Origin of the sequence: Dactylosporangium sp. CA-139114, from assembly GCF_050955725.1 — a bacterium.
Taxonomy (GTDB): Bacteria; Actinomycetota; Actinomycetes; order Mycobacteriales; family Micromonosporaceae; genus Dactylosporangium.
On record NZ_CP192080.1, the window covers coordinates 4,388,857 to 4,410,891 of the forward strand.

Consider the following 22,035-nt stretch of genomic DNA (forward strand, 5'->3'; position numbering starts at 1 on the left):
CCGCGCGGCGCCTACCGTGATGGTCATGAGCGACGCACTGCGGGTGGAGGGGGTCAACCGGCGCTTCGGCGACCGGCAGGTGCTCTCGGACGTCACGTTCGACGTCGGGGCCGGTCGCATGACCGGGTTCGTCGGGGCCAACGGCGCCGGGAAGACCACGACGATGCGCATCATTCTCGGCGTCCTCGCCGCCGACTCCGGCTCGGTCACGTGGCAGGGCGCGCCGCTGAGCACGCAGCTGCGGCGGCAGATCGGCTACATGCCGGAGGAGCGCGGGCTGTACCCGAAGATGAGCGTCCGCGAGCAGCTCATCTACCTCGGCCGGCTGCACGGCCTGTCGCTGGAGCGGGTGAGGCGCACCGCCGCCGACCTGCTCGACCGCCTCGGCCTCGGTGAGCGCGCCGACGACCCGCTGCAGCAGCTGTCGCTGGGCAACCAGCAGCGCGCCCAGATCGCCGCCGCCCTCGTGCACGAGCCGGTGCTGCTCGTGCTCGACGAGCCGTTCTCCGGCCTCGACCCGCACGCGGTCGACACCGTCGTCGGGGTGCTGCGGGAACGGACCGCGGCCGGTGTGCCGGTCCTGTTCTCCAGCCACCAGCTCGACGTCGTCGAACGGCTCTGCGACGACCTGGTCATCATCGCCGGCGGGCGCATCCGGGCCACCGGCACCCGCGAGCAGCTGCGCACGCAGTTCGCCGAGCCCCGCTACGAGCTGCGCGTCGACGGCGACACGGGCTGGCTGCGCGACCAGGCCGGGGTCACCGTCGTCGACCTCGACGGCGACCGGGCCGTGTTCGACCTCGCCGAGGCCGCGGACGACCAGGCCGTCCTGCGGGCCGCGCTCAGCCGCGGTCCCGTGCGCGCGTTCGGACCCGTCGTACCCTCGCTCGCCGAGATCTTCCGAGAGGTGACCCGATGAACCTGCTGGAGGCGGTCCGGATCGTCGCCGGGCGCGAGCTCAAGGTGAAGCTGCGCGACAAGACGTTCCTGTTCAGCACCGTGTTCTTCCTGCTGTTCGCGCTCGGCTCGTCGGTGCTGCCGGCCGTGCTCGCGAGCGGGCCGTCGTCGGTCGCGGTGGCGCAGGCCTCGCCGTACGAGCAGAAGCTGCGCGACGCGGGCCTCGAGGTCAAGGTCGTCGCCGATCCCGAGAAGGTCGTGCGGGACGGCGACGCCGACGCCGCGGTCGTGGACCAGGGCGGCAAGCCTCAGGTCGTCGCGATGCGGGACGCGCCCGGCGATGTCGTGCGCTCGCTGTCGGTGGCTCCCGAGGTGCACCTGCTGGATCCTGACGCGGTTGACGAGCTCGCCAAGTTCCTGGTCCCGTTCATGTTCGCCCTGGTGTTCTTCTTCACCTCGCTGACCTTCGGCATCCAGATCGCGCAGAGCGTGGTCGAGGAGAAGCAGACCCGGATGGTGGAGATCCTGGTCGCGGCGGTGCCGGTCCGGGCCCTGCTGATCGGCAAGGTCGCGGCCGGCGGCATCCTGGCCCTGGCCCAGGTCGCCCTGATCGCGGTCGTGAGCATCGTCGGCTCCCAGTTCTCCGACGACGCCGGCAACCTGCTGCCGCTGCTCGCCCCGGCGATGAGCTGGTTCATCCCGTTCTTCGTGCTCGGCTTCATCATGCTGGCCGCGCTCTGGGCCGCCGTCGGCGCGCTCGTGAACCGGCTCGAGGACGTGTCGAACGCCGGCATGCCCGTCCAGCTGCTGGTGATGCTGCCGTTCTTCGCGGTCATCTTCCTCGGCGACAACCCGACGGCGATGCACATCCTGTCGTACGTCCCGTTCTCCGCCCCCACCGCGATGCCGCTGCGCCTCTTCGACGGCTCGGCGGCCACCTGGGAACCCTTCGTGGCGCTGGTGCTCCTCGCCGCGGCGGCGGCCGGGGCGCTGCTGCTGGGGGCGCGCATCTACGAGGGCTCGGTGCTGCGCACCAACGGCCGCACCTCCTGGTCGGCCGCGTGGCGCGACCGCGAGCTGCGCGGCATCTGACCATGTCCGCGGGGTCCGCGGGCCGCGACCGGCGGCCCGCGGCCGGGGACGGCTCAGGATGCCCTACGGACGATCTTGCTCTCCGGGGCCGTCGCGGTGCGGCGCGATGCCCAGCTCGGCCAGCTCGGTGGCGCGGGCGACGTCGCCTTGGGTCACGATCCCGGCCAGCCGGCCCTCGGTCACGACGGGGGCCAGCCGGTGCCCGCCGGCCGGCAGCGCCGCGGCGGCGTCGAGCAGCGTCGTGGCCGGGTTCAGCAGGCGAGCGGGGTCGACCGGCGCCGACACGTCGGCCAGCCGCACCCGTTCCCGCTCGGCGCTGGGCACCTTGCCCAGCCGGGTGAGGCTGACCAGGCCGGCCACGTGGCCGTCGAGGTCCAGGACCGGGAAGGTGCGGTGCGGGTGGCGGCGGGCCACCGTGGCGACGAAGTCGGCGACGGACTGGCTCGTGTAGCCGCACACGGCCGGGGTCGTCATCACGTCACCGACCCGAACCCTGGCGAGGGTGGTGCGCACGACCGCGTCGACGGCCTCCGCCCGGGCGGCCAGGACGAGGAACCAGCCCAGCAGCACCGGCCACAGCCCGCGGAAGTTGGCGGTCAGCAGCACCTGGAGGAAGCCCGCGGCGATCAGCAGGCCGCCGAGCACCATCCCCGCCCGGGCCGCGGCGCGGCGGGCGGACGCCCGGTCGCCCCGGACCCACCACAGGACGGCGGCCAGGACCCGGCCACCGTCCAGCGGCGCGCCGGGCAGCAGGTTGAACGCCCCGAGCAGGACGTTGACGACGGCCAGCCACACCAGCCCGGTCACCGCCAGCGCGCCGCCGCCCAGGGCGCGCACGACCGCCGCGGCGGCGGCGAACACCCCGGCCCCGACCAGGCTCACGGCCGGCCCGGCGAGCGCGATCAGCAGGTCGGCGCGGGCGTGCGGGGCCTCGCCGTCCAGCTGGGAGACGCCACCGAGCAGCCATAGGGTGATGGTGCGGACCCGCACCCCGTAGTGCCGGGCCACGAGCGAGTGGCCGAGCTCATGGGCCAGCAGGGCGCTCAGGAACACCACCGCCACGAGCACGGCCACGGCCCAGTACACGGCCGCCGCGTGCCCCGGCGCGCCGCCCGGCAGGATCACCACCGCCAGCCCCTGCACGAGCAGGAGCAGGATCACGAAGACGGACCAGTGCACGCCGACCGGGATGCCGGCGATCCGGCCCAGACGCGCGGTCTGCCCCATTGCCACCACCGCCCTCCGCCGGGCGCTACCCACTGCCCGGCGTCCTCGAACCCGCCGGGCGACTCTTTCCGCCCGACGGCCGCCGGGCGGTCAGCCAGCTTTGCGGACGGCCCCAACCCGTTCCGGCAGGCGCCCGGGTGCGTCGTGGCGGCCGGCCCGCACGACCGCCGAGAACGCCTCATCCACGAGGTCAGGCCGGCCTCATCAATGCCGTCGGTGAAGATCCGGCGATGGTAGGTTCGGGTGGTGAACCCGCTCATCGATCGCCTGAGGGCGTACGATCCGGGCGGAATCCGAGTGCGCCTCGCGGCCCAGGTCGTCGTCACCATGACCGCCGCCATGAGCGCCGAGTGGCTGCTGGTGCGGGCCCGGCACGATCCGGTGCCCGTCGTCGCGCTCATGCTCGGCGCGGTCGTCGCGCTCTGCGACGTGTTCGCCGCCCCGATGTTCGACACCCCGCGGCAGCAGGCGCTGAACCTCGCGCTCATCCCGATCCCGGCGATCGGCGGCCTCGCGCTCGGCGTGGCCCTGGCGCCGTACCAGCCCTGGGGCTTCGTCGCCGTGATCGTCGTGCTCACCGGCGGCGCCTACCTGCGGCGGTTCGGCCCCCGCGGCTTCTTCGGCGGCAACTTCGCGTTCATCGGCACCTTCTTCGGGCTCTTCCTGCACGGCGTGATCACGCCGCGGTCCCTCGGCTGGGTGACCCTCGAGGTCCTCATCGCCGTCGCCGTCACCGTCGCGCTCCAGCTCACGCTGTTCCGCATCAGCAACGACCGCACCCTGGCCCGGCTGCGCCGCTCGTTCGGCGCCCGCTCCCGCGCGGTCGCCGCCGCCGCGCTCGCGCTCACCGAGTCCCTGACACCCGCCCCCCGGCTGCGCCCCACGGTTCGCCGCCGGGCCCGGCTCGTCCGGCGCCTGCGCCGGCGCACCCTCGCGTTCAACGAGGCCGCGCTCATGGCCGACGCCTACCTCGAGCGCCCCGGCGCGCTGCCGGCCGGGACCAGCCCGGGCATCGTGCACCAGCGCCTGTTCGACCTCGAGCTCGCCGTCACCAACCTGGCCCGCTTCGCCGTCACCCTCGCCGACGCCGACCTGCCGCCCGCGCTGCGGGACCTGGTGCGGGAGGGGCTCGCGGCCGTCGGCGAGCTCGACGCGGACCGCGCCGACGCCGCCGGCCGCGCCGTGCTGCAGGAGCTGCCCGAGGGGCCGGCACGCATCGTCGCGCACCGGTTCGGCGGCTGTCTGCGCGTCGTGGCGGAGGCGCTGTACGGCCTGCGCGCGCTCCCCTCCGACGAGCCCGACGTGCTCTTCACCGCCGCCGCCGAGCTCGCGGGCGGCTTCCTGCCGGGCTCGGCCGGGGTCAGCCAGACCGCCTCCGAGGAGCCCCAGGTCGTCCGGCGTCTCGGCCGCTCCGGCATCCCCCCGAACGTGCGGGTCGCCGTGCAGATGGCCGTGGCCGCGACCGCCGCGCTCGTCGCGGGCTACGCGGTCGACCATCGGCGGTGGTACTGGGCCGTCATCGCCGCCTTCGTCACGTTCATGGGCGCGCACAACGCCGGCGAGCAGCTGCGCAAGGGCTCGTTACGCGTGATCGGCACCGTGGCGGGCGTCCTCGTCGGCGCCCTGCTGGCGCACGCGATCGGCCCGCACGTCTACGCCGCCCTGGCGGTCATCCTGGCGGCGCTGTTCCTCGGCCTCTACCTGATGCGCTCCAGCTACGCGTGGTTCGTCATGGCCGTGACGATCGCGGTCTCCCAGCTCTACGTCGAGCTGGGGGAGTACTCCGACGACCTGCTCCTGCTGCGCCTCGGCGAGACGGCCATCGGTGCCGCGGCGGCGCTGCTCACCGTGCTCGCCGTCATGCCCCTGCGCACCGGCCGGGTCGTGCGGGTCGCGACGCGCGAGTACCTGACCGCGCTGTCCGCCGTGGTCGACGCCGCGGTGGCGCAGCTGCTCGGCACCGGCTCCGGCCTGCGGGCCGAGGTGCGCCGCCTGGACGCCGCCTACCAGGCGCTGACGGCGACCCTGGCGGCGCTCGGCGTGCCGCTGCTGCCGGTCCCGTCGGCACGCATCCTGTTCGCCAACAGCCTGTCGGCCTCGCGCAACTACGCCCGCAACCTCCTGGCCGACGCCACGCCCGCCCCCTTGCCGCCGGAGGCCCTGCGGCTCGCGGCGGACACGCTGCGGGGCTCGATCGACGCGCTCATCGCCGGGCTGCGGCGGGACGCGCCGGGCCCCTACGTCCGTTCGGCGTCGCGCTTCGCCGCCCTCGCCGCGGCCCTGCCCCTGCCCGACACCGCGCCGCCGCTGCTGGCCCTGCGCGACCTGCAGCTGATCGACGGGTCGCTCGCGGTGATCGCCGACCAGCTCGGCCTGGCCGTCACCGCCCTGGACCAGGTCGGCTCGGACAAGGTGACGATGCAGGACTTCCGCTCCTAGTGTTCTGCGTCAGAAATTCGCCTACAAAATCGGGCGAGTGACTCCAGGATCTCCTCGGCGGTCTTGGTCCAGATGAACGGGCGTGGGTTGCTGTTCCAGTCAGCGATCCACGCCCGGATGTCCGCTTCCAGGGCTTGGACGCTCTTGTGGACGCCGCGGCGGATCTTCTGCTCGCTGAGGAACCCGAACCAGCGTTCGACCTGGTTGATCCAGGACGAGCCGGTCGGGGTGAAGTGCATGTGGAAGCGGGGGTGCCGGGCCAGCCAGGCCCGGATGGCCGGGGTCTTATGGGTGCCGTAGTTGTCGCAGATCAGATGCACATCCAGTTCCGCCGGCACGGTCTTGTCGATCGCGACCAGGAACTTCTGGAACTCGGCGGCACGGTGCTGGCGGTGCAGCTGGCTGATCACAGTGCCGTCAGCCACGTTGAACGCGGCGAACAGGCTGGTGATCCCGTTACGGGCGTAGTCGTGGGTACGCCGCTCGGGCATGCCCGGCATCATCGGCAGCACCGGCTGCGAACGGTCCAACGCTTGGATCTGGGACTTCTCGTCAACGCAGAGCACCACCGCCCGTTCCGGTGGGTTGTGATAGAGCCCGACCACGTCAACGACCTTCTCGATGAACAGCGGGTCGGTCGACAGTTTGAACGTGTCCGCCCGGTGCGGTTTCAGCCCGAAGTCCCGCCAGATCCGTCCGATCGTGGACTTCGACAGCCCCGACCGCTGCGCCATCGACGTGCGCGACCAGTGGGTAGCGTTGCGCGGCGTCTGTTCCAGGGTGGCCACCACCACCTCTTCCACCCGGTCCAGGCTGATCGACGGCGGCCGGCCCGGCCGCTGCTCGTCGATCAGCCCGTCCAGACGCTCGGCCAGGAACCGCCGCCGCCACTTGCCCACAGTGGACAGATGCACACCCAAAGCCGTGGCCACATCAGTGTTCGACGTGCCCTCGGCGCACGCCAGAATGATCTTCGCCCGCATCGCCAGGACCTGCGCCGACTTCGCCCGCCGCGACCAGCGGACCAACGTCGCGCGCTCCTCGTCGGACAACACCAGCGGCGGGGTGGGACGCCCGGTCCTCGGCATCCCATCACCCTACACCTATTTATAAGGCGAACTTGTGGCGCGGCACACTAGTACTCTAACGTCACTTCACCGCCGGTGGCGGCGTGGCGTGAGCATGAAGGAGGCCACCGCGGTGATCATCGATGGTTTGTGAAGACAACCGAAATTCCCGCGGTGGCCGCGTGCCACAGCGTAGACCCTGAACGGTGGCGAGCGTTGCTCGACACGGGCATGGCCCGGGTCGCCGGCCGGTTCGCCCGCATCGAGCCCCGCCGGACCGCGGCGGCATTCGTCGAAGGGCCTGCTCGACCGTGGAACGCAAAACCTGCTGGTCTCTGGCGGAACGGGCCGGGTTGCCCGACCCGCAGCCGATGCAGCGGCTGCTGCGCACCGCGGCCTGGGACGCCGACGCGGTCCGTGACGACACCCGCGACTACCTCCGCCCGAGACCACCTGGTGTGAACAGCCCGACCGGCGCGCCGGTGCAGGCGTGCCCGACGACACCACCTTCGCCACCAAATCGGTCCTCGCCCGGCAGATGCTCACCACCGCGCTCGACGCCGGCGTGCCGGCCGGCTGGGTCACCGCCGACGAGGTCTACGGCGCCGACCCCGGCCTACGCACCGAACTCGAGACCCGCGGCATCGGCTACGTCCTCGCGATCGGCTGTGACCGGCGGGTCCGGATCAACCACGGCCGTACCATCATCCGCGCCGACACCCTCGCCGACCGGATCCCCACCGGCGCCTGGCAGACCTCCAGCTGCGGGCAAGGCGCGAAAGGACCACGGACCTACCAGTGGGCCTGGATCACTACCGCCACCCACCCCGGCGAACACCGATGGCTGCTCATCCGCCGCAACCCGCACACAGAAGAAGTCGCCTACTACCTGTGCTGGGCACCCAGGCCCGTGCCGCTGCACACCCTGGTCCGTGTTGCGGGCAGCCGATGAAGCATCGAAGAACTCTTCTAGACCGGCAAGAACGAGATCGGTCTGGACCACTACCCGGTGCAGACCTGGACCTCCTGGCACCGGTTCATCACCCTCGCCATGCGCGCCATCGCGCTGCTCACCACCATGGCCCCTGCACCCACCACCGAACCCGACCTGAACAGCCCGGTCATCGCGATCACCATCGCCGAGACCCGCCGGCTCCTCAACGCCCTGACCGGCAACCAGCCCGCCGACCCCAGCCACGTCCTCCGCTGGTCACTCTGGCGCCGAACCGTCCAAGCACGCGCCCGCCGATCGCACTACCAGTGCAGACTCACACGCGACGGCTGAAGTGACGTTGGAGTACTAGGACGCGCAAGGGAAGACGCGGATCCATACCTGGAACGGTCGGCCTCCCTTGGCGTACGTGACGTCGAACGGGGTCGGTCCAGGTGAGGTGGTCGGCGCCCGTCGGGGGCGCCAAAAGGGGGAAAACGAGGTTGTGTGATCCCGTTGACACCCCCTTGAAACGTCCTTAGTGTTCAGACCACCTGATGACCCGTTCACATGGTCACAGGTTCACAACTACATGTTTCGGGCGTAGAAATCATCTCGAGGAGTTGCAGATGGCCAACGGGCGAAGAGTCGGTCGGGCGCTCGGCGCGCAGGTCGCGGTAGCCGCCGCCCTGGTGCTGGCGACGGCGGCGTGCGGCAACGACGGAGGCTCCGGCGCGGCCGCCGACTCAGGCGGGAAGGGCAAGGTCGGATTCGCCCAGGCGAACTTCGGCAACGGCTGGTACGAAGTGCAGGCCGACGGCGTCAAGTCCGAGATGGCCAAGCTCGGTTACGCGCTGACCACCGTCGGCGGTGAGGGCAAGCCGCAGACCCAGAACTCTCAGGTGCAGACGTTCATTTCCCAGGGCGTCAAGGGACTGGTGCTCAACCCGACCGATCCACTGGCTGTCGGCTCCAGCATCAAGGCGCTCAAGGACGCCAAGATCCCCTTTGTTCTCGTCAACACCTCCCTCGACCCGAGCCTGGCCGACAAGGCCTACTGCTACGTGGCGGAGAACGAGGTCGAAAACGCCCGGCAGATGGGCATCGAGATGGCCAAGGCGCTCAAGGCCAAGAACGCCTCGGGGTCGGTGAAAGCCCTCATGGTCAAGGGCTTCCCCGGCGACTCCAACAGCTCCCGGCGGGACAAGGGATTCAAGGAGGGCTACGCCTCCGTGGATGGTGCCCCGACGCTGAACTGGCTCCCGGACGTCTTCGGAAAGTTCAACGCCGACGGGGCCATCGGCCCGGTCCGAGCCGTCGCCACGGCCAACCCTGACCTCCAGGTCATCTTCACCGTGACCGACTCCATGCTCCCGGGCATCGAGACCGCGCTCAAGGGCGCCGGCTCCTGGGACAAGGTCCTCATCGCCGGTTACGACGCCCGCATGTCGGTCGTCAAGGAAATGGCGGACAACCCCAACGGGCCGATCATCGCGACCGTCGCAAACAGCCCGTACGAGCAGGGCGTCGTCGGCTCGCAGATGCTCGATAAGGCGCTGAAGGGCGTGCCGCAGTCCGAGGCGTGCCCGGGAGGCAACTACTTCCTCAAGCCGACCGTCGTCACGCCGGCCGACGCCTCCAATTACTACAAGGCCGACAGCCCGTACTGATCGGCCGCGCACGTCCCGACTGATCGCATCCGACACGCTCACCACAGGAGATTAGGTGAACCACGTGCGCACGACCCCTGGCGTCCCTGTGCTCTCGTTGCGAGAGATCTCCAAGAGCTACACGGGCGTGCCTGCGCTCTCCGGCGTGAACCTCGACGTTAACGCCGGAGAGGCGATCGGTCTCATGGGCCAGAACGGCGCCGGGAAGTCGACCCTCGTGAAGATCATTTCCGGCGCGCAAGGCCCTTCCGCCGGCACGATCGCGATGGGCGGGCACGCCGTCCGGTTCCAGAAGCCGGCGGACGCCCAGGCGGCCGGAATCCACACCATCTACCAAGAGCTCAGCGTCGTGCCGCAGTTGACAGCGGCCGAGAACATCTTCCTCTCCGATCTGCCCCGGCGTGGGGGCGTGGTCAACTGGGCCAAGCTGCGGCGAGAGGCGCGTGACGCGCTGGGCTCGCTCGGCTTCGACATCGATGTCGAGATGCGGGTACGCGACCTGACCCTCGCGCAGCGTCAGGCGGTGGAGATCGCCAAGGTCGTTCACCACAAGGCAAAGGTCGTGCTGCTCGACGAACCCACGGCCACCCTGCCGACGCCAGACGTTGACAGGCTCCTGGCCATCCTGCGCGGCCTGAAGGCCGACGGGGTGAGCATCCTCTACATCTCGCACCGGCTCGATGAGGTGTACGACATCTGTGACCGCGTCACGGTTCTGCGTGACGGCAGGCAGATCACCACAGCGTCCACTCAGGAGCTGACGGCGGACGAGGCCGTGCGCCAGATGATCGGCGACAAGCTCCTCGGCGGTATGGTCGGCCAGGCCGGCGGGGGAGCCCACCGGCGGCTCAACCCGAACACGGTGACCGAGAACCAGACCCCCGCGCTCGAGGTGCGATCGGTCAGCGACGAGAGCATCCTGCGCGACATCTCGCTGACCGTCATGCCCGGGGAAGCGGTCGCGGTGACCGGTCTGCTGGGAAGCGGCCAGTCGGAACTGGCCGCCTGCATCTTCGGCAGTCGGCCGCGCACCTCCGGTGACGTCTACGTCAACGGGCGCAAGCTGTCCTCCCGCTCACCGCGCGCCACCATCCGGGCCGGCCTGGGCTGGCTGCCGGAAGAGCGCAAGGTACAGGGTCTGGTCCTGGGCATGAGCGTGGCGCAGAACCTCACCGTCACCGACTTGAACCAGGTGTCCAAGTTTGGATACCTGCGCCGCGGCGCCGAGCAGCTCCTGGCGAAGAAGCTGTCCAGCACTCTGGCGATCAAGACCAGCGGCGTCGATCAGTCGGTGGGCACCCTCAGCGGTGGCAATCAGCAGAAGGTCGTCTTCGGCAAGTGGCTGCTCGCCGGCAGCCGGGTGCTCATCCTCAGCGAGCCGACCCGGGGAATCGACGTCGCCGCCAAGGAAGAGATCTACCGGGAGATGCGCAACTTCCTCGCCGAAGGCGGCTCCATCCTCGTCTCCAGCTCGGAAATCGACGAAGCGCTGATGTGCGACCGCATCTACGTGCTCGGACGCGGCCGGGTCGTCGGGGAGTTCACCCACGACGACATCGAGCACGACCGGCTTGTCTCGCTGCTGCGCTAGCCGGATCAACCAACACCCCAAGTTCTGTACCGAGACCGACAGGAGACCAAGTCGTGAGCGACGCTGCAGCCGCCAAGGCGCCCCCGCGCGCGGCGAGATGGACGCGACCACTCGTGCGTCAGGGTCCGCTGTTCTTCAGCATCATCGCCGTCCTCGTCGTCGGCAACCTGCTCTCGCCGTATTTCCTCACCAGCAACAACTTCCGCAACATCCTCATCACCGGCTCGGTGGTCTCGGTCCTCGCCGTCGGCCAGTTCATGGTGATCGTTACCGCGGGCATCGACCTGTCGGTCGGAGCTATCGCCTCCTTCTCCACGGTCCTGTCCGCGGTGCTCATGAGCAAGGGCGTACCCGTGGTCTGGACCGTGCTCATCACAATCGCCGTCTGCGCCTGCTTCGGCGTCGTCAACGGCGTGCTCGTCGTGTACGGGGGGATCACCCCGTTCATCGCCACCCTGGGCATGATGGGAGTCGTCCAGGGCCTCGCCTACCTGGTCCAGGGCGGCACCTACGTGCGCATCGATCACCAGGGGTTCATCGGCTTCTTCTCCGGTCAGCTCGGCAGCGTGCCGGTGCAGGTCATCATCTTCGTCGCCATCACCGTGGTATTCGCCCTGACCATGCGGTGGAGTACCTTCGGCCGCGCGCTTTACGCCATCGGTGGCAACGCCGAGGCGGCCCGCCTGTCCGGGCTACCCGTCCGGCGCAACCTCATCGTCGCGTATGCGACCTCCGCGCTCCTGGCAGCCGTCGCCGGCTTCATGCTCGCGGCACAGCTCGGTGAGGGCAGCTCCCAGTTGGGCCAGGGCCTGGAACTCGACTCGATCGCGGCGGCGGTCGTCGGTGGAGCGTCCCTGTTCGGTGGCCTCGGCTCACCGGCCACCGCGGTCCTCGGCGGCCTGCTCATCGGCGTTATCGGCAACATCATGAACCTGCGGGGCGTCCCCGCCGAGCCCCAGCTGATCATCAAGGGAAGCCTGATCCTCATCGCCGTCTTCGTGACGTCCGGCCGCGGCTCCGCGATTCGTGCGGCTGTCGGCAATGGGGCCAAGACGATCTTTTCCGGCCGCAACGGCCGTCACACCACACCGCTGATCAATTCATCCGCGTCGGCGGCCAACCCCCAGCTCCACGAACCGGCGAGTCGGGACGATGCCCCGATCGCCTCGTGAGCAGGTTCTGGCCTGCCGCGTACTGACGAACCGACAACCTGACCCCCTGAACCCGTCCAGCACCATCATCTAAGGAGGAGCAATGTCCTCGCTCGACTTCACCTACGAGAACATCGACAAGGTCATCGACCGGTCCAACTGGGTCGCGCCGACCATCGACCCCGACAAGACCATGCTGCTGGTGTTGGACATGCAGAAAGCGTGCGCCGAGCTCGGTGGCGCCATGTACATCCCCAGCATCGGTGGCGCCCCGGAGGGCAAGGACGTCATCCAGCCCGTGGTCAACGTGCTGGAGGCCTGCCGCTCCCGGGGAATCCCGGTCGTGTGGTCGCTCTGGGGCCTGCGCGGTGACGGCAAGGACGCCGGCTTCGCCGACAAGAAGTGGGGCCTCGTGGGCCAGCTGGACGCGTTCCCGGGTTCCTGGGGCAACGGAGGCGACGAACTGGTCGACGAGCTCAAGCCGCTGCCGGACGAGCCGGTGATCCGCAAGCACCGCTTCAGCTCGTTCTACGGCACCCCGCTCACCGAGTATATGCGCCGCGCGGGCTGCGACACGCTGGTCGTCGCCGGCCTGTCCACCGGCAACTGCCAGATCTCCACCGCGATCGACGGCAACAACCAGGACTTCAAGATCATCGTCCTGGCCGACACGACCGCCGCCATCCCGGCCTCCATCCCCGGCGACGCTGACCAGCCGCTCGGCTACGGCCAGCACTGGGAGGCCCTGCGCAACATCCAGGCCAACCACGGCGATGTGCGCACCAGCATCGAGTTCCTCGCGATGCTGGACCAGGCTGACAAGGCCTGACGCGAGGGCATGACGGCCGGCGGCGAGCGAGACCCGAATGCCGCCGGCCGTCATGGCCGAGCACCCGGGCGAGAGCGTGACCGAGGCGGCGGGAAACCGCCTCGGTCCGCAGCGCTTCGGGATCGAGCACCGGCTCTCCAGCTGAAAGGAACAACGAGATGAGCCTGAACGGCGTGCGCGTCGCGCTGCTGATTGAAGACGAGTACCAGATCCTGGAGGGCTGGTACCCCCTGCTGCGTCTGCAGGCGGCCGGCGCGGAGGTGACCGTCGTGGGCAGTGGACGCAAGACGACCTTCGACAGCAAGGAGCACTACCCGATGGAGGCCGACGCCTCGGCCTCCGAGGTCAGCGCCAGCTCCTTCGACGCCGTGGTCGTCCCTGGTGGCTTCGCCCCGGACAACATGCGGCTGCACCCACCGATGATCAACCTCGTGCGGGAGGTGTTCCAGGCCGGGCGCCTGGTCTCGGCGATCTGCCACGGTGGCTGGGTACTGGCGTCGGCCGGTGCGCTCAAAGGTCGGCAGGCCACCGGATACCTGCCGATCCGCGACGACGTCATCAACGCCGGCGGTGAGTGGATCGACGACAAGTCGGTCGTGCAGGACGGCAACGTCATCACGTCCCGGACGCCCCCGGACCTGCCCGACTTCGTCGAGGCGATCGTCGCCTACCTCGAGCGGGAGAAGGCCCAGAACGCCTGAGGTTCCGGCTGACGGAAAGGGGCTTGGTGCGGCCGGTGATCGTCGCCCGGCGGCGACGCGAACCGGCCGCAGCGACGCACGGAGTTGAACCAACGGGAAGCGATGTCGAGATCGTGACGCACACCATCCAACCCGTCCGCCGGCTCAAGCTCGCAGACGCGGTCGTCGCGCAACTGTCGCGACTGATCACCGAGGGCGAGTACCGGCCGGGGGACCGCCTGGCCTCCGAGCGGGACCTCGCTAAGCAGTTCTGCGTCGGCCGCAGCACGATGCGGGAGGCGCTGCGCAGCCTGGAGGCCGACGCGTTCGTGCGTACCGAGCACGGCATCGGCGTCTTCGTCGAGCAACGGCAGCAGCGACGCGGACGACAGGGCGCGCTGCTGGTGGACGGGGGCATCACCGTTGCGGAGTTGTTCGAGGTGCGCCGGCCGCTCGAACGGGACGCGGCAGGCCTTGCCGCCAAGCGGATCTCGGCCAACGAGGCGGCCGAGCTGTGGACCGTCATCGAGCGCGCCGCTGTCCCGTCGATCAGCGACGAGGAGTTCATCGCTCTCGACGGCGAGCTGCATCGCATGATCGCCAAGGTGGCCAAGAACGCGGTCCTGTGCCAGGTACTCGCCGGCCTGGAGCCGCTGTTCTTCGCCTACTCCCATCAGGTCATTGCGCTGCCCAACCGCCGCGCCCGGGCCCACGCCGGACACGTCCGGATCGTGGACGCGGTGACCCGGCGGCAACCCCGGGAGGCCAGCTCCGCAGCGGTGGCCCACATCCACGATGTCGAGCGCGACATCGTCACGAACCTCGACACAACCGAACAAGCCGTGTGACCGGACCAGGGCCGATCGAACACCACCTCAGGCGTGGTCACGTGCCCAGGGCACGGGCCAGCCGCACCGAGCGAGCGAGGAAACGAATTCTATGAAGATCACTGCCGTGACCGCGACGCCGCTGGGGTCGCCGCTGCAGGAGCAGCTCCGGTGGGGGGCGATGGCCGTCGGGGTCAAAGGCGGCATCATCGTGCAGGTCGAGACCGACGAAGGCGTGACCGGCATTGGCGAGGCCGGCTTCTCCGCCGAGTACTTCCCGACCGTCGGACCAATCATCAACGACCAACTCGGGCCCATGATCTGCGGCACCGATCCGCTCGACATCGCGGCGCTGTGGCAGCGCATGCTCGAGGCGACCCACATGTGGGGCCGGCGCGGCATCGAGACGTACGCCCTCAGCGGCATCGACATCGCCCTGTGGGACCTGCTGGGCAAGGTCTCCGGTCAGCCCGTGTACCGGCTGCTGGGAGCGGCGAAGCAGCGGGTCCGTGCCTACTTCGCACCCTCGCTCAAGCCGGTCCAGGAGATCGTGGCCGAGGCCAGGGCCGCGGTGGAGAACGGCTACACCGCGCTCAAGCTGCGGGTCGACGGGGACCTGGGCAAGGCCGTCCATCTCGTCGGTTCGGTACGCGACGCCGTCGGCGACCGGGCCGACCTCATGGTCGACGCGAACATGTCCTACGACCGGCGCGGAGCGCTCAGCCTGGCTCGTGAGTTGGAATCGCTGAAGGTGTCGTGGCTGGAAGAGCCCATCCTGTCCCGCAGCGTCACCCAGTACGTCGACGACCACAGTTGGTTGGCCGACCGGGTCAGCATCCCGCTCGCCGGCGGGGAGTCTCTGCTCACCCGGTACGAGTACATTGACCTGCTGCGCCGACGTACGTTTGACATCCTGCAGCCGGACTGCACCAGCGTGGGCGGAATCTCCGAGGCCAAGCGCGTCGCCGACATGGCCAGCGCCTGGAACCTGACCTGCGTGCCGCACATCGCGTGCTCCTCCGGTACGGGTGTCGCCCTGGCCGCCGGTCTGCACTTGATCCTCGGGTGCCAGAACGCGCCGCTCATCGAGGTCGACGCCTACGGTGGCCCCGGGTGGGACGGCCTGCTCGTGGGTCCGCTCGTCGTCAAGGACGGCTACGTCGAGGTTCAGGACCGGCCGGGGTTGGGCGTGGAGCTCGCCCCCGACGCGCACCGACGCTTCCGGGTCGACAAGTGAGCGCGCTGCTGCCGAGATGAACACCGTCGCTCAGTACACGGTCACGGCCGTGCGTCTGGGCACGATGGTCGTCGACCGCAGCGCCCTGACTTTCGGCGCCGGCGAACCGGTGGAGATCCCGACCTGGGGGGCCGCGGTGCAGGCCGGTTCGGCGCGGATTCTCATCGACACCGGCCTGGCCGGGCCCGAGCGGTGGAATGAGCGGTTTCCGTGCGCCCAGCCGCCGTCCGAGACACTTCCGCGCGCTGGCCGACCTCGGCTGAAATTTCTCGAAACAACTCGTTGACACGGTCGTAACGCGACCCTAGATTTCAGACATCGGGTCATCAGACCACCTGACAACGTCAATTCCCAGACGACCATTTTTCACGGATTTGCCCGGCGGCGCGTCGGGTCGATGAAGGAGGGCTTTGCGTGAAGCCGACAAACGAAATGGCCGACGTGCTCATCGTCGGTGCGGGAGCCTCCGGCGGTGTCGCCGCGAAGCATCTCGCCGAGGCCGGATACAAGGTTGTCGTGCTAGAGCAGGGCAACTGGGTGGACCGCAGTGAGCTTCCCGGCAACAAGCCGGAATTCGCCCTCCTGTCGGCCAAGCAGTGGCACCCGGACCCGAACGTCCGCGGCAAGAAGGACGACTACCCGGTCGACAACTCCGAGTCCGACGTCCCGATGTGGATGTACGGCGGCGTGGGTGGCTCCAGCATCCTGTACGCCGCCTGCTGGAGCCGGGCGCTGCCCTCGGACTTCCGGGTGCGGACCCTCGACGGCGTGGCTGACGACTGGCCGATCTCCTACGAGGAGCTCGAGCCGTTCTACAACCTGATGGACGTGGAGATGGGCGTCTCCGGCCTGGCCGGCAACCCCACCTACCCGGCCGGCTACAACCCGCCGCTGCCGCCGTTCCCGATCAACAAGACCGGACGCAAGGCCGCCGAGGGGATGAACAAGCTCGGCTGGCACTGGTGGCCCGGGTACGACTCGATCCCCAGCAACGCCCCGCACCACAGCCAGGCCCAGTGCGTCCGGTACGGCATCTGCCGCATGGGCTGCCCGTCGGGTGCCAAGGGCTCCACGGACGTCACGCATTTCCCGGCCGCGATGCGCGCGGGTGCCAAGGTCATCTCCGGCGCCCGGGTGGCGCAGGTGACCACCAACGAGCGGGGCCTGGCCGACGGCGCTGTGTACATCAAGGACGGTCAGGAGTACTTCCAGCCCGCGTCACTGGTCATCCTTTCCTCGAACGCCATCGGCACCGCGCGGCTGCTGCTGATGTCGGCTTCGAACCGGCACCCCGACGGCCTCGGCAACTCCAGCGGACTGGTTGGCAAGCGGCTCATGGTGCACCCGTACGCCACGTCGGTCGGCATCTACGAGGAACAGCTCGACGACTGGGTCGGCCCGAGCCAGTACATCGAGTCGATGCAGTTCTACGAGACTGAGGCCTCCCGCGGGTTCGTGCGCGGCTGCAAGTGGCTGCTGATGCCCTCGGACAGCCCCCTGCAGACCGTCTCGCGCTGGACCACGGGTGAAGGCGTGCGGGACGAGGAGTTCTGGGGCGACCAGTTTGCCGTCAAGATGCGTCAGGCGGTCGGACACCTGCTGGAGTGGGCGGTGGTCCCCGAGGACCTGCCGGAGGAGACCAACTACGTTTCCCTGTCGCCGGATCTGAAGGACTCCGACGGCCTGCCGGCACCGAAGATTCACTACCGTACGTCCGAGAACACCCACAAGATGCTCGACTTCAACCTCGCCCGCACGCTCGAGGCCCACCAGGCCGCCGGTGCGGTGCGGACCTGGGTGACGGAGCGCAACCGGACCTCGGGACACATCATGGGCACCGCGAAGATGGGCAACGACCCGGAGAACTCGGTGGTCGACAAGTACTGCCGCAGCCACGACGTGCCTAACCTGTTCGTCATCGACGGCAGCGTCTTCCCGACGTCGACCGGCGTGAACATCACGGCGACCATCTGTGCCAACGCCAAGCGCGTCGTGACCTACATCAGCGACAACCACACCAACCTGGAGGTGGCACGGTGACGGTCTACCAGATCGAGCGACAGCTCACCAGCGCCCAGCGGGAGCGTCTGGCCGCACTCGCCGACGTACTCATCACCGCAGGAGCTGGCCTGCCCAGCGCCAGTCAGGCCAAGGTCCACGAGAAGTGGGTCGACCGGGCCCTGTCCGCGCGGCCGGACCTGTTCGACGGGCTGGTCGCGGCCCTCGAAGGCGACGACGACCCGGCGCTGGCCGTCGACCGGCTGAAGAAGTCGCAGCCTGCGCTCTTCGACACGCTCAGCTTCGTCGTCGCCGGCTCGTACCTGATGAATCCGGCGGTCACCAAGGCGCTGGGCATGCCCGGCAACGCTCCGAAGCCCATGCCTGCTCTGCCCGACGAGGCCGACCACTACCTGTCCGGCGGCATCCTCGACCCGGTCATCGCGCGCGGTCCGATCTACCGGCCTACGCCAGACGCCCAGCCCAAGGCCTAGTAGAGAAGAAAAGCCATGCACATCGCAGTCTGCATCAAGCGCGTCGGCACCACGGATGACGACATCGAGTTCACCGATGACGGGCGTAGCGTCGACCCTGACTACCTGGATTACGGGCTCAACGAATGGGACGCCGCCGCGATCGCCGAAGCGCTGCGACTGCGCGATCAGGCCGGCGCCGGACGCGTCGTCGTCGTCACCGCAGGTGACGACGACGCCGAAGAGGTCCTGGTGCAGGGGTTGGCCATGGGCGCCGACCACGCCATTCGGGTCGACGCCGATCCCGAGCGACTCGCGGACCCGCTCACCGTCGGTCGGGTCCTCGCTGCGGCGGTCCGTCCGCTCGGGGTCGACCTCGTCCTGTGCGGCGCCCAGTCAGCGGACGCCGCACAGGGCACGACGGCGGGGGCCGTGGCAGGGGTCCTGGACCTGCCGTGCGCCACGGTCGTCACGGGCATCGACCGCGAACCGGCGGGCACGACGCTCGTGCGGCGAGAGCTCGAAGGCGGCGTCGTCGATGTGATCCGGATCAGCGGCCCGGCGGTGCTGAGCATCCAGACCGGCATCGCCGAGCCGCGGTACGTCACGCTGCGGGCGTTGCAGCAGGCCCAGCAGCAGGACATCGAAGTGGTCGACGCCGACCTCGCTGACCTGGGGGAGCCGGGATACCGGATCCGACACATGGTCCTCCCGCCGGCTGCGCGGGCCGAGATCGTCAACGGCGGCGCGGCGGCCATCGCCGCGAAGATTACCGAGCTTGTCCGGGGGGCAGCCAAGTGAACGACATCCTGGTGCTGGCCGAGCACGCCCGCGGCGTCGTGTCCGACGTGACGCGGCAGGCGGTGACCGCCGGGCGTGAGCTGAAGCAGAACGACCAACGGCTGGTGGTCGTCGTGATCGCCGCCTCGCCCGACGCCCTGACGGACGCCGTCGCTCTTGAAGGGGTCGACGAGGTGCTGGCGGTGCAGGCCGGCCTGGCCGAGTTCAACGCGGACGTGGTCGCGGCGGCGCTGCGAAACGTCATCGCCGAGCGCCGGCCGGCGGCGGTACTGGCCGGCCACACCGCCAACGTCATGTCCGTTGCGCCCCGGGTCGCGCTCACCGAGGGCCTGGGCCTGGCCAGCGACGTGATGGCCTGCGAGTTCGACGGTGACCGGCTGGTGGCCCGGCGGCTCTTCTACGGTGGCAAGGTCGAGGCCGAGCTCGAGTTCCCCGCAGGCTCGGCGTTCCTGCTGTTGCGGCCGACCGTGTGGCAGCCGTCGGGTCCCGCAGACACGCAGCCTCCAGTGGCCAGAATGAGTGCACCCGACACCGCGAGCAGGATCGAGAACGTCGAGCTCGTCAACCCGCCCGCCGGCGACTTCGACATCACCAAGGCCGAAATCGTGCTGGCCCTCGGGCGGGGCGTCGGGGAGAAGGAGAACATCGCCCGATTCGAAGCCCTGGCCGACAAGATGGGCGTGACGCTCGCGGCCTCGCGGCCGCTCATCGACGCCGGGTGGATGCCGAAGTTCCGTCAGGTGGGCCAGTCCGGAGTATCCGTCAAGCCGCGCCTGTACCTGGCGTTCGGCATCTCCGGAGCCGTCCAGCACATCGCCGGGATCAAGGGAAGCGAGAAGATCGTGGCGGTGAACAAGGACCCGCAGGCGCCGATTTTCGAGGTGGCAGACCTGGGATCCATCGCGGACATCTTCGAGGTCGCCGAGGAGCTCGAGGCCCTGTGGTGACTGCCATCCTTTCCGCGCCTCCGGCGGGGGCGGCGACCCGGGACACGTTCCAGGGGTTCGCCACATGGCAGGTGGTGCTGTTCTACGTACTGGCAACCGCCTCGATCGTGGTGTTCGCCTGGGGCTGCCTCCGGCTCCTCCGCCGCTACCTGGTCAACCGGGGCCGTGGTACCCGGCTGCACCCCGGCCGCATGCTCAAGGTCGTCCTGACCCACGCGTGGATCGGGCGACGAGCGGGCCTGGTCGGCCTGGCCCATGCGGCGGTCTTCTACGGCTTCATCGTCCTGTTCGTCGGAACCACGATCCTCGCCATCAACGACCACATCACCGCTCCGCTCGGCTGGGACTTCTGGGTGGGCCCCTTCTACAAGGGCTACTCGCTGTTCCTCGACGTCTTCGGCGCGGCGATGCTCGTCGGCCTCGTCGGCTTCGCTGTCCGGCGCGTCACTGCCCGCGGAGTCCGGCTCGACTACTCCCGCGTGGACGGCCGGCCGGTGTCGGCCAAACGGGCTCGTTACCGGCTCGACGACTGGGTCTTCCTGTGGTCGCTGATTTTCCTCGGCGGCACCGGGTTCCTGCTCGAGGCCTTCCGTATCGCGATCGACCCGCCTCCGTTCGAGGTATGGTCGCCGATCGGTTACGCGCTCGGCGTGGGCCTTCACGACGCGGGTCTCAGCCCCGGCGTCGCCGACGGATTGCGGCTGGTCACCTGGTGGGCACACGGCCTCGTCGCACTCGCGTTCGTGGCCGCGGTTCCGTTCACCAAGGCGATGCACATGTTCACCGGGGCCGCCGGGGTCGCCACGCGCAGCGAGACGGTCAGCCGTGAGCTGCCCGCCGCGCCCGAGACCGGGTACGCGACGCTGAAGGACTTCACCACCACCCACCGACTGGATCTCGACGCGTGCACCAAGTGCGGCAAGTGCCACGAGGTGTGCCCCGCACGGGCTTCGGCGATGCCGCTGTCGCCCCGTGACCTCATCCTCGACCTCCGCGAGGCGCAGAGCCTCGGGAACCTGAACGTTCTGGTTCCTGAGGTGATCGCACCGCAGACGCTGTGGTCCTGCATGCAGTGCAACGCCTGCGTGGACGTGTGCCCGGTCGGCATCGAGCACGTACCGATCATCAACCAGATGCGCCGCGGCCTGGTCGAGGCCGGCGAGGTCGACGCCTCCCTCGCCGGCGTGCTCACCTCGATCCAGAAGAACGGCAACAGCTTCGGCGAGTCCAAGCGCAAGCGGGCGCGGTGGACGAAGACCCTGGACTTCGAACTGTCCGACGCGCGCAAGCAGCCGGTCGACGTGCTGTGGTACGTCGGTGACTACGCCAGCCTGGACGCCCGTAACCAGCGCAACACCCAGGCTCTGGCCCGGCTTCTGGTGGAGGCGGGTGTCGACGTCGGGATCCTGTACGAGGAGGAGCGCACCGCGGGCAACGATGTGCGGCGAGCGGGCGAGGAGAGTCTGTTCCAGAGCCTGGCCGGCATCAACATCCGTGCCCTGTCGTCCTGCACCTTCAACCGCATCCTGACCAGCGACCCGCATTCGTTCAACACGCTGCGCAACGAGTACCCGCGGCTGGGCGCGCCGTGGCAGAAGGAGCAGGTGACGCACCACTCGGTCATGCTCCTGGAGCTGATCGAAGCCGGTCGTCTGTCCATCGTCAACCCGCTCGGCCTGCGCGGCACATACCACGACCCATGTGCTCTCGGCCGCTACAACGGGATCTTCGACGAGCCGCGCCGGCTCATCGAGCGCTGCGGGATCGAACTGGTGGAGATGCCGCGCAACCGCAGCAAGAGCTTCTGCTGCGGAGCGGGTGGTGGCCGGATCTGGATGAAGGAGACCGCGGAGCCCGGCAGCCGCCGGCCGAGCGAACAGCGCATCGACGAGGCTGTCGCGCTCGGCGATCTGGACTACTTCATCTGCGCGTGCCCCAAGGACGTGACGATGTACGAGGACGCCATCAAGACCTCGGGCCACTCGGACGCCATCGTGCTCCAGGAGATCTCCGAGCTCGTTCTGGCGGCCACTCGAGTCCCGACGGACGTCGCCGATGAGGCGGTGACCGTCGCGGGTTGAGCGCGACGCGGCCGGCGCTCGCACGCTCGACAGCGCCGGGTGGTGCGTGGCCACGCACCACCCGGCAGGGCCTTTGCGTAGTCGGATTTGAAGGCAT

The 22,035-nt window shown here is 69.4% G+C and carries 18 protein-coding genes and 1 pseudogene; 17 read left to right on the forward strand and 2 right to left on the reverse strand.

Translation table 11 applies throughout. The features are described 5' to 3' along the window. Positions 1–25 precede the first annotated feature (25 nt). Together ACQP2P_RS19950 and ACQP2P_RS19955 are read left to right on the forward strand one after the other, a co-directional pair. Complete coding sequence (locus tag ACQP2P_RS19950) at positions 26–919, forward strand: ABC transporter ATP-binding protein (protein ID WP_433618074.1); 894 nt, start codon at positions 26–28, stop codon at positions 917–919. After that, positions 916–1,989, forward strand: a complete 1,074-nt coding sequence (locus ACQP2P_RS19955; RefSeq protein WP_433618076.1) for an ABC transporter permease — start codon at positions 916–918, stop codon at positions 1,987–1,989. Before ACQP2P_RS19950 ends, ACQP2P_RS19955 begins: the two co-directional genes overlap by 4 nt. A 63-nt stretch (positions 1,990–2,052) precedes the next feature. Here the strand turns inward: ACQP2P_RS19955 and ACQP2P_RS19960 are convergent, their stop codons facing one another. Continuing rightward, on the reverse strand, positions 2,053–3,216 hold the full coding sequence (locus tag ACQP2P_RS19960) for a site-2 protease family protein (protein WP_433618078.1): 1,164 nt from the start codon (positions 3,214–3,216) through the stop codon (positions 2,053–2,055). A gap of 246 nt (positions 3,217–3,462) precedes the next feature. Between ACQP2P_RS19960 and ACQP2P_RS19965 the strand changes: the two genes are divergently transcribed. Then, positions 3,463–5,655, forward strand: a complete 2,193-nt coding sequence (locus ACQP2P_RS19965) for an FUSC family protein (protein ID WP_433618080.1) — start codon at positions 3,463–3,465, stop codon at positions 5,653–5,655. Here the strand turns inward: ACQP2P_RS19965 and ACQP2P_RS19970 are convergent. Beyond that, a complete protein-coding gene (locus ACQP2P_RS19970) occupies positions 5,652–6,743 on the reverse strand; it encodes an IS630 family transposase (protein WP_433618082.1) in 1,092 nt (363 codons plus the stop codon). The genes ACQP2P_RS19965 and ACQP2P_RS19970 overlap by 4 nt on opposite strands. 210 nt (positions 6,744–6,953) lie before the next feature. Between ACQP2P_RS19970 and ACQP2P_RS19975 the strand changes: the two are divergent. From ACQP2P_RS19975 to ACQP2P_RS20040, 14 genes and pseudogenes are all read left to right on the forward strand, one after another. Further along, positions 6,954–8,007, forward strand: a pseudogene (locus ACQP2P_RS19975) (IS701 family transposase). Positions 8,008–8,282: 275 nt separating this feature from the next. Beyond that, entirely contained in the window at positions 8,283–9,323 is a 1,041-nt protein-coding gene (locus tag ACQP2P_RS19980) for a sugar ABC transporter substrate-binding protein (protein ID WP_433618084.1), read from the forward strand. A gap of 55 nt (positions 9,324–9,378) precedes the next feature. Next, the gene (locus ACQP2P_RS19985) at positions 9,379–10,914 is read left to right on the forward strand and encodes a sugar ABC transporter ATP-binding protein (protein WP_433618086.1); all 1,536 of its coding nucleotides are present in this window, start codon (positions 9,379–9,381) and stop codon (positions 10,912–10,914) included. Positions 10,915–11,027: 113 nt separating this feature from the next. After that, positions 11,028–12,086 carry an ABC transporter permease gene (locus tag ACQP2P_RS19990; protein WP_433618088.1) on the forward strand — a complete coding sequence of 353 codons (1,059 nt, stop codon included), beginning with the start codon at positions 11,028–11,030 and terminating at the stop codon, positions 12,084–12,086. Positions 12,087–12,168: 82 nt separating this feature from the next. Beyond that, positions 12,169–12,894: a cysteine hydrolase family protein gene (locus ACQP2P_RS19995; protein WP_433618090.1), complete on the forward strand. Its 726-nt coding sequence runs from the start codon at positions 12,169–12,171 to the stop codon at positions 12,892–12,894. Positions 12,895–13,052: 158 nt separating this feature from the next. Continuing rightward, the gene (locus tag ACQP2P_RS20000) at positions 13,053–13,595 is read left to right on the forward strand and encodes a type 1 glutamine amidotransferase domain-containing protein (protein ID WP_433618092.1); all 543 of its coding nucleotides are present in this window, start codon (positions 13,053–13,055) and stop codon (positions 13,593–13,595) included. Between the two features lie 35 nt (positions 13,596–13,630). Then, the gene (locus ACQP2P_RS20005) at positions 13,631–14,422 is read left to right on the forward strand and encodes a FadR/GntR family transcriptional regulator (protein ID WP_433618094.1); all 792 of its coding nucleotides are present in this window, start codon (positions 13,631–13,633) and stop codon (positions 14,420–14,422) included. Between the two features lie 91 nt (positions 14,423–14,513). Continuing rightward, positions 14,514–15,638: a mandelate racemase/muconate lactonizing enzyme family protein gene (locus ACQP2P_RS20010; protein ID WP_433618096.1), complete on the forward strand. Its 1,125-nt coding sequence runs from the start codon at positions 14,514–14,516 to the stop codon at positions 15,636–15,638. Positions 15,639–15,654: 16 nt separating this feature from the next. Then, a complete protein-coding gene (locus ACQP2P_RS20015; protein ID WP_433618098.1) occupies positions 15,655–15,924 on the forward strand; it encodes a hypothetical protein in 270 nt (89 codons plus the stop codon). A 128-nt stretch (positions 15,925–16,052) separates the two neighbouring features. Then, positions 16,053–17,678: a GMC family oxidoreductase gene (locus tag ACQP2P_RS20020; RefSeq protein ID WP_433618100.1), complete on the forward strand. Its 1,626-nt coding sequence runs from the start codon at positions 16,053–16,055 to the stop codon at positions 17,676–17,678. Beyond that, positions 17,675–18,130 carry a hypothetical protein gene (locus ACQP2P_RS20025; protein WP_433618102.1) on the forward strand — a complete coding sequence of 152 codons (456 nt, stop codon included), beginning with the start codon at positions 17,675–17,677 and terminating at the stop codon, positions 18,128–18,130. Before ACQP2P_RS20020 ends, ACQP2P_RS20025 begins: the two co-directional genes overlap by 4 nt. A 15-nt stretch (positions 18,131–18,145) precedes the next feature. Further along, a complete protein-coding gene (locus ACQP2P_RS20030; protein WP_433618103.1) occupies positions 18,146–18,910 on the forward strand; it encodes an electron transfer flavoprotein subunit beta/FixA family protein in 765 nt (254 codons plus the stop codon). Then, the gene (locus tag ACQP2P_RS20035) at positions 18,907–19,857 is read left to right on the forward strand and encodes an electron transfer flavoprotein subunit alpha/FixB family protein (RefSeq protein ID WP_433618104.1); all 951 of its coding nucleotides are present in this window, start codon (positions 18,907–18,909) and stop codon (positions 19,855–19,857) included. The genes ACQP2P_RS20030 and ACQP2P_RS20035 overlap by 4 nt, the downstream gene beginning before the upstream one ends. Next, entirely contained in the window at positions 19,854–21,938 is a 2,085-nt protein-coding gene (locus ACQP2P_RS20040) for a heterodisulfide reductase-related iron-sulfur binding cluster (protein WP_433618105.1), read from the forward strand. Before ACQP2P_RS20035 ends, ACQP2P_RS20040 begins: the two co-directional genes overlap by 4 nt. The last annotated feature ends 97 nt before the right edge of the window (positions 21,939–22,035 follow it).

What these genes read in the sequence shown, in the direction of transcription:
- ACQP2P_RS19960 (WP_433618078.1), bottom strand. Translation starts at nt 3,216, where the DNA reads ATGGGGCAGACCGCGCGTCTGGGCCGGATCGCCGGCATCCCGGTCGGC.
- ACQP2P_RS19950 (WP_433618074.1), top strand. Translation starts at nt 26, where the DNA reads ATGAGCGACGCACTGCGGGTGGAGGGGGTCAACCGGCGCTTCGGCGAC.
- ACQP2P_RS19995 (WP_433618090.1), top strand. Translation starts at nt 12,169, where the DNA reads ATGTCCTCGCTCGACTTCACCTACGAGAACATCGACAAGGTCATCGAC.
- ACQP2P_RS20030 (WP_433618103.1), top strand. Translation starts at nt 18,146, where the DNA reads ATGCACATCGCAGTCTGCATCAAGCGCGTCGGCACCACGGATGACGAC.
- ACQP2P_RS19970 (WP_433618082.1), bottom strand. Translation starts at nt 6,743, where the DNA reads ATGCCGAGGACCGGGCGTCCCACCCCGCCGCTGGTGTTGTCCGACGAG.
- ACQP2P_RS20015 (WP_433618098.1), top strand. Translation starts at nt 15,655, where the DNA reads ATGAACACCGTCGCTCAGTACACGGTCACGGCCGTGCGTCTGGGCACG.
- ACQP2P_RS19955 (WP_433618076.1), top strand. Translation starts at nt 916, where the DNA reads ATGAACCTGCTGGAGGCGGTCCGGATCGTCGCCGGGCGCGAGCTCAAG.
- ACQP2P_RS19980 (WP_433618084.1), top strand. Translation starts at nt 8,283, where the DNA reads ATGGCCAACGGGCGAAGAGTCGGTCGGGCGCTCGGCGCGCAGGTCGCG.
- ACQP2P_RS20010 (WP_433618096.1), top strand. Translation starts at nt 14,514, where the DNA reads ATGAAGATCACTGCCGTGACCGCGACGCCGCTGGGGTCGCCGCTGCAG.
- ACQP2P_RS20000 (WP_433618092.1), top strand. Translation starts at nt 13,053, where the DNA reads ATGAGCCTGAACGGCGTGCGCGTCGCGCTGCTGATTGAAGACGAGTAC.